This is a genomic window from Natronococcus roseus, from assembly GCF_043677095.1.
GTDB classification, from domain to species: Archaea; Halobacteriota; Halobacteria; order Halobacteriales; family Natrialbaceae; genus Natronococcus; species Natronococcus roseus.
Window position 1 is genome coordinate 507,903 of the sequence record NZ_JBHLJR010000003.1, and the last position, 12,353, is coordinate 520,255.

At 65.0% G+C, this 12,353-nt stretch carries 10 protein-coding genes; 5 read left to right on the top strand and 5 right to left on the bottom strand.

Features of this window, described 5'->3' with window-relative positions; genetic code table 11:
• Positions 1–41 precede the first annotated feature (41 nt).
• Both larE and ACFEMD_RS10520 read right to left on the bottom strand, forming a co-directional pair.
• Positions 42–908, bottom strand: coding sequence for an ATP-dependent sacrificial sulfur transferase LarE (larE, locus tag ACFEMD_RS10515; protein ID WP_394740960.1), 867 nt, complete (start codon positions 906–908; stop codon positions 42–44).
• Between the two features lie 69 nt (positions 909–977).
• Positions 978–1,757 carry a hypothetical protein gene (locus ACFEMD_RS10520; protein ID WP_394740961.1) on the bottom strand — a complete coding sequence of 260 codons (780 nt, stop codon included), beginning with the start codon at positions 1,755–1,757 and terminating at the stop codon, positions 978–980.
• A 134-nt stretch (positions 1,758–1,891) separates the two neighbouring features.
• Between ACFEMD_RS10520 and ACFEMD_RS10525 the strand changes: the two genes are divergently transcribed.
• Both ACFEMD_RS10525 and ACFEMD_RS10530 read left to right on the top strand, forming a co-directional pair.
• Positions 1,892–2,461, top strand: a complete 570-nt coding sequence (locus tag ACFEMD_RS10525) for a DUF6789 family protein (protein ID WP_005555075.1) — start codon at positions 1,892–1,894, stop codon at positions 2,459–2,461.
• Positions 2,462–2,576: 115 nt separating this feature from the next.
• A complete protein-coding gene (locus tag ACFEMD_RS10530) occupies positions 2,577–3,431 on the top strand; it encodes an ABC transporter permease (RefSeq protein WP_394740962.1) in 855 nt (284 codons plus the stop codon).
• Here the strand turns inward: ACFEMD_RS10530 and ACFEMD_RS10535 are convergent.
• Both ACFEMD_RS10535 and ACFEMD_RS10540 read right to left on the bottom strand, forming a co-directional pair.
• On the bottom strand, positions 3,428–4,522 hold the full coding sequence (locus ACFEMD_RS10535; protein WP_394740963.1) for a glutamate-cysteine ligase family protein: 1,095 nt from the start codon (positions 4,520–4,522) through the stop codon (positions 3,428–3,430). The two genes, ACFEMD_RS10530 and ACFEMD_RS10535, sit on opposite strands and share 4 nt — an antisense overlap.
• 359 nt (positions 4,523–4,881) lie before the next feature.
• Complete coding sequence (locus ACFEMD_RS10540) at positions 4,882–5,124, bottom strand: hypothetical protein (RefSeq protein ID WP_005555078.1); 243 nt, start codon at positions 5,122–5,124, stop codon at positions 4,882–4,884.
• 208 nt (positions 5,125–5,332) lie between these two features.
• On the opposite strand from ACFEMD_RS10540, the gene ACFEMD_RS10545 reads away from it, so the two are divergent.
• Both ACFEMD_RS10545 and ACFEMD_RS10550 read left to right on the top strand, forming a co-directional pair.
• A complete protein-coding gene (locus tag ACFEMD_RS10545) occupies positions 5,333–7,354 on the top strand; it encodes a MutS-related protein (protein ID WP_394740964.1) in 2,022 nt (673 codons plus the stop codon).
• Positions 7,355–7,517: 163 nt separating this feature from the next.
• Positions 7,518–9,200: an alkaline phosphatase family protein gene (locus ACFEMD_RS10550; protein WP_394740965.1), complete on the top strand. Its 1,683-nt coding sequence runs from the start codon at positions 7,518–7,520 to the stop codon at positions 9,198–9,200.
• 71 nt (positions 9,201–9,271) lie between these two features.
• On the opposite strand, the gene ACFEMD_RS10555 is transcribed toward ACFEMD_RS10550, so the two are convergent.
• Positions 9,272–10,369, bottom strand: coding sequence for a polysaccharide deacetylase family protein (locus tag ACFEMD_RS10555; RefSeq protein ID WP_394740966.1), 1,098 nt, complete (start codon positions 10,367–10,369; stop codon positions 9,272–9,274).
• Positions 10,370–10,639: 270 nt separating this feature from the next.
• On the opposite strand from ACFEMD_RS10555, the gene ACFEMD_RS10560 reads away from it, so the two are divergent.
• On the top strand, positions 10,640–12,280 hold the full coding sequence (locus ACFEMD_RS10560) for an oligosaccharide flippase family protein (RefSeq protein WP_394740967.1): 1,641 nt from the start codon (positions 10,640–10,642) through the stop codon (positions 12,278–12,280).
• Positions 12,281–12,353 lie beyond the last annotated feature (73 nt).

Below are 12,353 nucleotides of genomic sequence, written 5' to 3' on the forward strand. Positions count from 1 at the left end.
GGATTCACTCGAGGGGTTCGATCAGTTGCAGGCTCGGGGCGTTACGACGACTCCGATGCGAACACGTCGTCCTCGACGTTCCCCTCGTCGACGTCAGCCTCCGAGGCGGGACTGACGCTTCCGGTGCGGTAGCCGTGCAGATCGAGGGTGACGTGGTCGAACCCGATCTCCGAGAGCTCCTCGCGGACGGTCTCGACGAACGCGGTCTCGAGCGCGCGCTCGAGTTCGTCCGGCGCGACCTCGATCCGGGCCAGCCCGTCGTGGTCGCGCACGCGGAACTGGTCGAACCCCCACTGGCGAAGCAGGGCCTCGGCGCGCTCGACGCGGCTGAGTCGCTCCTCGGTGACCTCCAGTCCCGTCGGGATGCGCGAGGAGAGACAGGCCATCGACGGTTTATCGGCGACCGAGAGTCCGTAGCGGTCGGCGATCTCCCGGACCTCCGTCTTGTCGATGTCGTGGGCCAGGAGCGGCGAGTGGACCTCGAGCTCCTCGACGGCCTGCAGGCCGGGTCGGTGACCAGCACCCGGATCGTCGGCATTGGTCCCGTCACAGACCGTTTCGATTTCGAACTCGCGGGCGGTCTCTATCATTTCCCCCAGCCGCATCGTCCGGCAGTGATAACACCGGTCGTCGTCGTTCTCGACGAAGGCGTCGCTCTCGAGTTCGGAGAACTCGACGAGTTCGTGGCGGATGCCGATCTCGCTTGCGACCCGCTTTGCGTCCTCGAGTTCGGCCTCGGGGAGGGTCTCGCTTCTGGCGGTGCAGGCGACCGCGTCCTCGCCGAGGGCGTCGTGGGCGAGCGCGGCCACGACGCTCGAGTCGACTCCCCCGGAGAACGCGATCAGGACGCCGTCGCGCTCGGCGAGGTCAGCGCGTGCGGCCTCGAGTTTCGCCTCGAGCGTTGTCATGGCCCCTCGTTCGAACCGGACGTGCAAAAGCGCGTTGTCGTTCGGACGGCACGGTGGTCGCGGACCGAGTCAGCGCCGTCGCTCGCTGCTCGCGTCCCGGACGGAAGCCGCGAGCTCCGCGCGAGCGCTCGCGGGGACCTCGTCGCCGGCCATTCGCTCGTCGAGCCACCACTGGCGCTCGAGAACGACGGCGTCCTCGGTCTCGCGGAGCCCGTCGAAGCGGTCCCAGGGGAGAAACCGTGTTGTGACGGTCCCCGACTCCTGGTATCGGAGCCCACGCTCGCAGGCCTCGTACACCCGGGACCGTCGTACGTGTATCTGCAGGATAACGACCGCCACGACCCCGGCGGTCAGGAAACTCGAGGGGAGTCCGTACAGCGTGCCGACGAACGCGCCGACTGATCCGACGCCGAACAGCAGCGTGGCGGCGTGCAGCCGTCGCCGCCTCCGCCGATCGCAGGTTGCAACCCAGCAGGCCCTCGAGTCGCCCGCGGCACCCTCTGCGTAGACTCGAGTGCCGAGGATCCAGACGACGAGCCCGAGCGCCACCAGCCCGAGCAGCGAGAACTGCGTCGATAGCGCGATGTCGGCACGCCCGACGTCCTCGAGAATCGTCGTGGCGACGGTCGGTACCAGCGGAGCGACTATCGGCACCGCAAGCAGCCGTCGACGGCCCGCCCCGACCCACACGCCGGAACGGCTGCCGAGTGCAACGGCGACCGTCACCCACGCGAGACCGAAGACGAGAATCGACCCGGTTCCGTCGATACCGATCGTGGTGCTCACGAGGAAGCCAAGCACTCCAGCGTAGGCGCCGGCCGTAACCGCTGGCCAGTCGACTGCGTTCATACTTCGATCGTGACACCTTGCTATAATAAATATTCTCTCGAGTTCCCGTCGCCTCGTGGTCGTTCGTCGGGCTAGCCGTCCACTGCACGCCGGAGCGTTAAGTTCGTGTTCGCGGTAGGTACTAGGAGAGCACTATGACCGTCTCCGAACGACTTCGACGACTGCGGTCGAGAAAGGGTTCCTCCGACGTTACCGGAGCGACGGCCGAGCAGTCACGAGCCGAACACGCCGCGCGCGCGGCAGTCCGCGGGATCCAGGCGGGAATCGTCGCGACGCTGATCATGACCGCGTTCCGACTCCCGATCCTGCGTTCCCTGCCGCCGTCGGCGAACTTCTGGTCGACGTACGTCAGCGGCAACGATCCCGAGGACCACCCGGTTATCGGACTGATTCTTCACCTCGTGTACGGAATCCAGGGTGGAGTGATCTTCGGCGCACTGTTCGCCCTGTTCGACGCCGACCGCTCGATCGAGCCCGAACAGCGCGGCCTCGTCTGGGGCTCGGTGTTCGGTATGGGGCTGTCGGCCTTCGGCTCCCAGATCATGCTCAAGGAGCTGCTCGACATCCGCCTCGAGTCCGACGAGCTCGCGCTGTTCCACGCCGCCCACCTCGTCTACGGGATCTCGCTGGGCGCCTGGGTCGGCTCGCGAACCGAGGGTGTCGAGGATCCCGAAGAGGAGTACGAGTACGACGACGGGAACTAACCCTCCCCAGTGTTGCTACTCTCGAACTCTCGATTAACAAGGCTTAGCAGCCGTATTACGGCTATCGGGTCCGGAACATAACAACCAGTATACCCGTCGACGACCCAGCTGCGATATGGAGCTGGGCCTCGTCGCCGGCGTCGTTTTGATCGGCTTCGTCCACGGCGTGTTGCCGGACCACGGCTGGCCGATCGCGGCGACGTACGCGCTGAACCGTAACCGACGCTGGCTCGCCGGACTGGTGGCGGCGTCGATCCTCGGCGTCGGCCACCTGATCAGCAGCGTCGCGCTCGTGCTCGCATACTTCTGGTTCAGCGCGTTCGCCGAGTTCGCCGAAGGACCGTGGCTTCGGTACGTCGCCGGAACCCTGCTGATCCTGCTGGGTATCCACGAGTATCGCCACGGCGGGCACGGACTACACGAACATGGCGAGGACCACGGTGACGGCCATAGTCACGAACATGGCGAGGACCACGGTGACGGTCATAGTCACGAGCACGACGAGGGACACGACCACGGCCCGGATCACGGCCACCACACCAACGGCGGTGTCGACACTCTCGAGTCGGGACACCACACCCACCACGACGCTCACGATCACGAAACCGATCGCAGCCTCCTCGAGCGGTTCCGTGCCGCACTTCCCGGTGGCGGGGGCCACCAGCACCTGAGTGAGGAACACGCCGAACGAGGGCTGGTCGCGCTCGGGACGACCGCGCTGTTGCTCGGGTTCGCCCACGAGGAGCCGATCCAGATTCTGGCGATCTGCGTCGGAACGGAGGCCTGCCTCGAGCTCATGCTCGTCTACTCGCTGGCCGTCATCGTCGCGATCATCGTCCCGACGCTACTGTTGATCGCCGGGTACGAACACTACCGCGAGCGGATCGAGCGACTCACGCCGTACCTGCCGACGATCACTGCCGTCGTGCTAATCGGCATGGGACTGGCGTTCATGGCGGGGGTCCTCTAGTCGATCGTCGCAGCTAACTGCTCGACGTCGGACTCGAGCCGGCTCGCGTACTCGAGGCGCAGTTCGCGGGCATCGCTTTTCGTCACGTACTGCCGACCGCCGATCTGGGTCGCGATCGGATGGTAGTCGGTGACGGAAAAGCCCATCCGATCGAGGTAGTTCACCACGGGAGTCGACTCGAGGCCCTTTCGGATCGCCGCGCCGGCGAGATCGAAGACGGTGTCGTAATCGGGGAGTTGAACCCCCTCGCTGGTGACGTAGCCGGTTGCGCCGTCGTGACCCCCGTCGCCGATCTCGACGTTCGTGTCGTGGATCGTCTCCATTACTCCGTACAGCTCGTCGGCGAGTCGCAACAGCTGACTCGGAAGCGCCGCGTCGGGCGAGCGCCACTCGACGGTCGGCATCTCGTCGCGCAGCCGAACGGGCGTCCAGACGACGTCGTCCACGGAGAAGTTCTCGGCGATCGCGTCCCCGTCGACGCCGGCCGCGAGCGCTTCCCCCTCGAACTCCTCGAAACACCGCTCGAGTCGGCGTGACCACTCGCCGACGCTCTCGACGTAGTTCCAGAGCTGGCCGTGTCTGGGAAACTCGGCGTACGCCTCCTTTCGATAGCAGTGGGCTCGCGCGCTGTTCGCGACGCGTTCGCCCTGGTAGTACGGCGAGGAACTGACGAGCGCGAGGGCGGGGTCGAGCGCGATGAGCGCGTTGAGCTGGTCGGCTACGTTTCGTTTCTCGAAGTGGAGGTGGGTTCCGGCGCAGTAGCTCGCGTACTCGAAGTTCGATCCGAGAACCGCCTTCTGGATCCGTCCACGCTCGCCGGGTCGACGCTCGACCCCGTCGCAGTTGATCGGCGTTCCCAGTGGGACGAGACCCTTGTCGGTCCGCTCGGCCTCCGCGAGCACCGCCTCGAGCTGGCCGACGAACGTCGACCGAAGCTCCGCCACCGACTCACAGGGGGGCGTCTTCAGTTCGAACAGCGGTTCGACGAACTCCCGTTCGGTGTACTCGGAGACGTCCGCGAGCGATTCCGGCGGGGTGAGCTCGCCGTCGCTATCGATCACCCAGTACTCGACCTCGAGACTCGTGTTCATTCTCAGTTGAGAGGGAAGGTGGCTGCTCGCTTCGTGCGGTCAGAACGCCTTCGATACGGACTCTCCTTCGTCAAAAGGAGGGCGCGTCTCGCGGAAGCAGTCGTGCCTGCACCAGCCTGCCGTATACCCGACAACCACGCGGAGTGGTTTGACGATCCTCGTGGAAGCGCCGGCTACGGTTGCGACGTTCGTGGACCGCGACGGAGCTGACCTGACGGCGCTGTTCGCCCGGAGCTAATCGATCACGTGGGGAGCCCGTGTGGGGAAAGCGGCGGCGTCACCGAGTTCACGGTACCCGCAGTTCCCCGTCCCGAACGCGCTGCTGAAGCTTGAGATCGACTTCGGCGAGTAGTTCCCGACTACGCGGCCTTCGACGTCGAGGTGTCCGGGGAGTCCGAGGAGTCGTCTTTTCGGAGCAGCCCAACGACGCCCTGCGCGACCATCCCGATAAGGACCCACTTCCAGGCCAGGACGGCAACGCCGAGCATCAGCCCCGCTCGAACGTAGTTCCCGCGGTCGACCGCCCGCTTGGCGCTTTTGAGTATCGAAACGACGGCTAGCGACCGCGTCGCCGTCGAGCCGAAGAGCTTCTTGAGTACCATGGCTCTGTTTGCGGAGTCGGGAGAATAACGAGCGGCCCGGAACGCGCAAGGTTTCGCGCTCCGCGATTCGATCGTCGTAGACCGCACCGTGCCGGATCGCTCTCGTCTCCGTCCCGTGGGACGGTAGTCGTGCTCGTTGTTATCACCTCGGACGTCTCTCGGACGGGAGGCTTTTTCTCACTCCGCTCTGATACGCCGCTCGAGAACGATGGACCTCGAGTCGATCCCGGGCGTCGGCGAGAAGACCGCCCGGTCGCTGTCGGCCCTCGACGATCCCGAGCGAGCGCTGCGAACGGGCGACGTCGCGGCGATCGCAGCGGCACCCGGCATCTCGCAAGGACGGGCCGCCCGCATCGCGCGCGGCGCGATCCGCCACGAGCACGATGATCCAGGTGCGTTCCTCGCGACCGATCGGGCGCGCGAGGTCTATCGGAGCGTGCTCGGACTGCTCAAGGAGCGGACCGTGACCGACTACGCCGCCCAGCGCCTCGAGACGCTGTATCCGAGTTCGCGGCGCTCGCGGATCGAGGAGGTCCAGGCCTTCGCGAGCGAGGCGATCGAGCGCAACCCCGACCCCGAGGTGCTCGAGGCGCTCGAGGGCGTCGAACCGCTTCGCGAGCCCGGCGACGTCCGGGTTCGCGAGCGCTGTCTGGCGACGACCGACGCGGAACGCTACACCGAGGCCAAGGAGGCGATCCCGGAGTTGCCGGTCGAGATCGTCGAGGACGCACAGGGGCTCGCCGAACTCGCCCGGGGGTACGCGACGGTGATCGCGATCGACGAGTCCTTCGCCGGCATCGCCGTCGAGGGCGACGTCCGGGTCGAGCCGAACGCGCTCGAGAACCCCGCCGAGATCGTCCCCGAGCGGTCGCTGGCGTTTTTCGCGCGCAACCGAAACCGACTTCGGGCTGCCATCGACGTCGACCGCACCGCCGGTCTCGATTCGGATTGCGATCTCGACGCGCTCGAGGAGGGGCTCTCCCGGCTCGACGAGGACGGGACGGTCGCGGGTGACGCGGAACTGGACCGACTGACCGCGGCCGCGGCCGACGTCGACGCCGCGGCGGGAACCGCTGAAAACGTCGCGAACGACCACCTGCGGGAGGCGATCCGCGAACAGGACGTCACCATCGAGGGGTCGGACCTGCTCTCGCTCGTCGAACGCGGTGCTGGCGTCGACTCGCTGCTGTCCCGGGAGCTGGCGGACGAACACGCCGCAGCCGTCGAGGCCGCCCGCGACCACGTGATCGACGCGCTCGCCCTCGAGTCCGGAGAGGACGAGCTGGCCCGCCGAATCTTCACCGACGAGCCGACGTTTCCGGTCGAACGCGACGAGGACGCGCTCGGCCGGCTTCGAACCGAGCTGACGACGGCCAAGGAACGGCGTGCGAACCGCCTCAAACGAGAGCTCGCGGCCGACCTCGCGGACCGACGCGAGGGGGCGCGCCGACTCGTCCGCGACGCCCTCGAACTCGACGTCGAACTCGCAATCGCCCGCTTTGCCCGCGAATTCGAATGTACGATGCCGGCGGTCGTCGACGAGGAGGTCGGGTTTGCTATCGAAGGGGGCCGCTCTCCGCTGCTCGACGAGCCCGTCGGGGCGATCGACCCCGTCGACTACGAGGTCTCCGGCGTCGCCCTGCTCTCGGGCGTCAACAGCGGTGGGAAGACGTCGACGCTGGATCTCGTGGCGAGCGTCGTCGTGCTCGCACACATGGGGCTGCCGGTTCCGGCGGAGCACGCACGCGTCCAGCGGTTCGACGACCTCCACTACCACGCCAAGACCCAGGGGACGCTCGACGCCGGCGCGTTCGAGTCGACGGTCCGGGAGTTCGCGGAGCTGGCCCAGAGCGGCGAGGGATCGCTCGTGCTCGTCGACGAACTCGAGAGCATCACCGAGCCCGGCGCCAGCGCGAAGATCATCGCCGGCATCCTCGAGGCCCTCTCCGAAAACGGCGCGACCGCGGTGTTCGTCTCCCACCTCGCGGACGAGATTCGGGAGATGGCCGGCTTCGACGTGACCGTCGATGGCATCGAGGCAGTCGGACTGGTCGACGGGGAACTCGAGGTGAACCGCTCGCCGGTGAAGAATCGACTGGCTCGTTCGACGCCGGAGTTGATCGTAGAGAAACTCGCCGAGGAATCGACGGAGACCCGTCCACAGTCGAACGGCGGGGCGTCGACTCGATCGGAATCGTTCTACGCGGACCTCCTGGAAAAGTTCGATTAACGTATTAGTCTACTAATATGAAAATTGAGAAAAAGAGCAATTTCAGGCCACGAGACGCTGTTAACCGGGAGATAATAAGGTGGTCCGGATCCACCCTTCGAAGCGAAACGGCTGGTTCGGATCGATATCGGTCTGCGATGAACGAACACCTCGACACTACAACATGGAACGGAGCGCGCGGACCTCTCAGCACGACGAAACTGAATCGGACGACGAATCTACCGGCATGAACACGCTACTGATCGGGATCGACGCGGGAAGTCTTTCGGTCTTCGACGATCTCGACGCGGATACGGAGATCCCGACGATCCACCGGCTCTGCACGGAGGGGACGAGCGCACCGCTCGAGTCCCAGATTCCGCCGTGGACGCCGAGCGCCTGGCCCTCGATGTACACGGGCGCGAACCCGGGCAAACACGGCGCGTTCGGTTTCGTCGGCTACGACGGTTACGACTGGCACGTTACCAGCACCGACGACGTCAACGAACACACCGTCTGGTCGCTGCTCGACCGCCACGGCTACTCGAGCGTCGTCGTCAACGCGCCGATCACCCACCCACCGGAGGAGTTCGACGGCGCCTTGCTTCCCGGCTTTATCGGTCCGGAGGATCCGGACTGCCACCCCGACGGACTCCTCGAGGAGGTCCGCGACGCGATCGGCGACTACCGCGTATACCCGTCGTACTCCCGCGACGACGACACGCTCCCCGACTCCGAGAAGATGACGGAGTACCGAAACCTGATTCGGATGCGCGGCGCGGCGTTTCGGTACCTCGCCGAGGAGTACGACCCGGACTTCGGGTTCGTTCAGTTCCAGAAGACGGACACCGTCTTCCACGAGTTCTTCGGCGACGAGGAGAAGGTCCGGTCGGTCTATGAGACGACCGACGAAGAGATCGCCGCGATCTTGGAGCGGTTCGACCCCGATCACGTGTTCGTCGCCAGCGATCACGGGATGGGCGAGTACGACGGCTACGAGTTCCGCGTTAACGAGTTCCTCCAGGACCGCGGCTACGTCGAGACGACGACGAGCGGGAAGGGGATGCCGTCCTGGACGCCGATGCGCCGCAAGCTCCGGGAGGGCGAGGAGTCCGAAACCTGGGAGCCGAGCTTCACCGAGCGCGCCGCGGCGGTCGCCGCCGAGCGATTCGGGATCACGGCTCGCGACGTCGGTGTCGTCCTGGAGCGCGTCGGCCTGGCCGAGACCGTCAAGAAGTTCGCCCCGGGCGGGGTCGCACGGACCGCGAACGAACAGGTCGACTTCGAGAACTCGCAGGCCTACGTTCGTGCCCGTACCGAACTCGGCGTCCGGATCAACCTCGAGGGGCGCGACCCCGAGGGCGTCGTCTCGCCGGACGACTACGAGCGAGTCCGCGAGGAGCTTATCCGCGAACTCGAGGACGTCGAGACGCCGGACGGCGACCCGGTTTTCGAGACCGTCGCGCCGCGCGAGCGGTACTTCCACGGCGAGTACGCCGAGGATGCGGTCGACATCGTCACCGTTCCCGCCGACTTCGATCACGCCATCTCCGAACAGCTCGGTGAGGACTACTTCGGTCCGGCCGAGCCCTGGAACCACAAACTCGACGGGGTGTTCGCGGCTGCGGGCGAGGGCGTCGACGAGGACGAAACGCTCGAGCGTGCCCACCTGTTCGACGTCGCCCCGACGATCATGGCCTCGTTCGATCTCCCCTACAGCGACCGGATGGACGGGAGCGTCATTCCGGTCGTCGAACCGACCGAGGCGACGTCGTACCCTGCCTACGACGGCAAGGGAGAACCGAACCAGTCCGAGGTCGACGAGGAAGTGACGGACCGACTGGCGGATCTCGGCTACATGAACTGATCGGCGGCGTCCCGATCACCGATCACGAGATGCGATCGGCAGGGGCCTCTTCGGGTACTGGGGGGTTACCGTTACGATTGCTCGGCGTCGACAGCACTGAACGCGTCCGTAAGCGTCACAACCGTTAGGTCTCGTTCCTCGACCCACTCGAGCATCTCGCGGATCCCGTCCTCGTCGACCTCCTCTTTGAACGTGTGGGCGCCCACGATACCGATGGCATCCTGTGCGGCGACTTCGTCGAGCTGTTCCTGGATGTCGAGAGGATCAGTAAACTCGATGAAGTAGTCCCGGTGGGTGTCGAACGGATCGAACTCCTCCCGGTCGTTAACCATCGATCCCGGGTTGACGTTCGCGATTCCGTCGTAGTACTCGCTTGCGAACTCGATCGTCCACTCGTCACAGATGTCGTACGGCGCCAACAGCGTATCGACCTCGAACCCCCACTCCTCGAGTTGCGCCTTCGAATCGCCGAGGAACTCGTGCATGAGTTCCTCCGGATAGCGCTCGACGGTCTCGCCGGCGGCGAACGATTCACCGACCGGCTCGTCGAACTCGAGGTAGCCGCCGATCTCGTCGCTATCGGAGGCGACGACGGTCCGAACGACCGAGTTCTCCCCGTCGGTGATCTCGATGTCGTACTCCAGGTGGAAGCCGTGGTTTCGTTCTTCCGGGTAGACACGCGTGTCGTCCGGCTCGACGTCTTCGACGAGTTCGAACTCGCCGAGGGCAGTGTGTGCGGTCGTATGGGAGTTGATCTCCCAGCCGGCCTCGGCGAGTTCCTCGAGGTGCTCGACGTCCATCCAGTCGTTGTCGTTGAAGTCCTCGCGGCCGACCCACTCGGTGACGATACCCGTACTCGCAGGTGCGTCGAACTCCTGGTGGACCGGAAACGCCTGCTCGTAGTCCTCCATCGGCCCGTCGTCGTAGGTAAACACCACGGCTCCGCCGTCGATATCCGGAACGTCCTCCGTTTCCTCCTCCTGCTCATCCGTCTCGTCGCTCTCGTCGGATTGGGTTGTGTCGTCGTCTCCGTTCGAACCGTTCCCGTCGTCATCGTCCGGGTCCTCATCCCCGTCTCCGGCGAGACTATCGAGACAGCCCGCAGTCGCTCCAAGCGTGCCGGCACCGATGGTGCCGAGGAGCACTCGGCGTGTTGCCTTCTCGTTCATCGATAATAGTTGATAGTTCTACCCACCTATTTATCTCTCGGTTAACTGTAGTCTTTGATCGCTCGGCAAAAATCACTCGAGACGCTCCGACAGCGTGAGGACCGCTGATGCTACTCAAGCCCGCTACCGGTCGTTCTCGTACGGTAACTGACCTGATCTTAATGCGGTTATAATAAGGCCATCCCGACACAGAGCTTCGAACACTGTGGGTGCCACCGGACTACTGCTAGCTGTGAGAGCCGTCCGACGGCGTCGCTCTCGGGGGAACCTGTGAACCGAACCCTCCCTGGCGATGATCTCTCCGTCGGTACTGCTAACGTAGTTGCTCTCCTCGTGGGATTCGTCACGATACCGGTTCTGTTCCGACTGCTCGGTCCGTCCGGGTTCGGCGACTACGCGTTTCTGCTATCGGTGTTTGCGATCTACATGATCTTCGTCAGTTCCTGGATCACAGACGGTGTCCGAACGTTCCTGGCGGAGGACCGGCCGACATCCGACTGGGAGCCGTACGTGATCGGGTTCTATCTCCGACTCGCGGTGTTGTCCGCGCTTACTGGCGCTTTCGTCCTGTTTCTGGGCTCTCGCAACGAGTTCGTCGCGGCGCTGTTCGGCGAGGAGTACACGGTCTACTTCTACGGCTTGGCGCTGTTGGTGATCTCCGTCCAGTTCCAGACCTACTCCCGAAAGACGCTTCTGGGACTCGGCCTCGAGCGACACTCCGGCTTCCTCAGCGTCCTCGACAGCGTCGTGTTCGCCGTGATCTCGGTCTTACTCGTCTACCTCGGCTTCGGCGTTCCGGGCGCGCTGACCGGCTACGCGGTCTCGAGCATCGTTTGCGGTATCGTCGGTCTGGCCCTGATTCACGGCCGCGTGTCGCTCTCGAGCGTGTTTCGAGTGCCGCCGCGGGAGTTTCCACGCAAAAAAATGCTCACGTCCGCCTCGACGAGCGTCGCGCTTCTCTTCTTGCTCGCCTCGCTCTACCACATCGATATCGTGATGCTTCAGCAGTTCCGCGAGAGTTCGGCGGTCGGCAACTACCGAGCGGCGCTGTTCCTGGCCGAGTTCCTCTGGTTCGTCCCGATTGCTCTCCAGACCGCGTACGTCGTTCCGACGTCCGAGCTATGGTCTCGAAACCGGCTCGACGAGATCACTGCTCTCGCGTCGAAGACGACCCGCTATACGCTCTTGTTGACTGCGGCCGTAGCGGTCGTAATCGCGGCGCTGGCCGACGTCGCAGTCCCGATTTACTTCGGTCCCGACGCCACGCCGGCGATCGGTCCGGCACTGTTACTGTTGCCCGGTGCGCTCGGGTTCGCTCTCGCACGACCCGTCCTCGCGATTTCGCGAGGGGAGGGTACGCTCCGCTATCCGGTTCTTGCGACCGCCGGCGCCGCGGGGATCAACGTCGCACTCAACTACCTGCTGATTCCGCGATACGGAATGCACGGTGCGGCGTTCGCGACCACTATCGGCTACGGATCGATGTTCGTCTTTCACTGGCTTTCGGCACAGCAGATTGGCTTCGATCCGCTCGCCAATGCACGACTCGGCCGAGTAGCGGCGACGACCGCTTTCGCTGCGGTGCCGACGTTCGCCCTTGCGACGGTAGTCACAAACCCGTGGCTTGCGCTGCTTCTCGTCCCTCCGTTTGGACTTCTCGTCCACCTCGTCTTCGCCGTCCTTACCGGAGCGATAGAACCCGCAGAGCCGTTCGGGGTTCTCGCCGAGCTTCCGTCACCGGTAGGTTCCCGCGCCGAACCCATCCGCGATCGCCTCGAGGGCGTCAACGGCGACCTGACCGTCGCGGGCTGGTTCCAGAGCATGCTGTTTCTGGCCGGCGTGACGCTTCTGTTGTCGGGAGTTCTCCTCGCGACGTTCGGACCGGATACAGGGGTTCCGATCTTTGGGTAGGAACCGTCCGCCCCAGCGGAAGCCGATCCTGTCGGAAATCGGATCGAAACGGTGGTCGTCCCCTCTCGTCCTG

What these genes read in the sequence shown, in the direction of transcription:
- larE (WP_394740960.1), bottom strand. Translation starts at nt 908, where the DNA reads ATGACAACGCTCGAGGCGAAACTCGAGGCCGCACGCGCTGACCTCGCC.
- ACFEMD_RS10525 (WP_005555075.1), top strand. Translation starts at nt 1,892, where the DNA reads ATGACCGTCTCCGAACGACTTCGACGACTGCGGTCGAGAAAGGGTTCC.
- ACFEMD_RS10550 (WP_394740965.1), top strand. Translation starts at nt 7,518, where the DNA reads ATGGAACGGAGCGCGCGGACCTCTCAGCACGACGAAACTGAATCGGAC.
- ACFEMD_RS10520 (WP_394740961.1), bottom strand. Translation starts at nt 1,757, where the DNA reads ATGAACGCAGTCGACTGGCCAGCGGTTACGGCCGGCGCCTACGCTGGA.
- ACFEMD_RS10555 (WP_394740966.1), bottom strand. Translation starts at nt 10,369, where the DNA reads ATGAACGAGAAGGCAACACGCCGAGTGCTCCTCGGCACCATCGGTGCC.
- ACFEMD_RS10535 (WP_394740963.1), bottom strand. Translation starts at nt 4,522, where the DNA reads ATGAACACGAGTCTCGAGGTCGAGTACTGGGTGATCGATAGCGACGGC.
- ACFEMD_RS10545 (WP_394740964.1), top strand. Translation starts at nt 5,333, where the DNA reads ATGGACCTCGAGTCGATCCCGGGCGTCGGCGAGAAGACCGCCCGGTCG.
- ACFEMD_RS10540 (WP_005555078.1), bottom strand. Translation starts at nt 5,124, where the DNA reads ATGGTACTCAAGAAGCTCTTCGGCTCGACGGCGACGCGGTCGCTAGCC.
- ACFEMD_RS10530 (WP_394740962.1), top strand. Translation starts at nt 2,577, where the DNA reads ATGGAGCTGGGCCTCGTCGCCGGCGTCGTTTTGATCGGCTTCGTCCAC.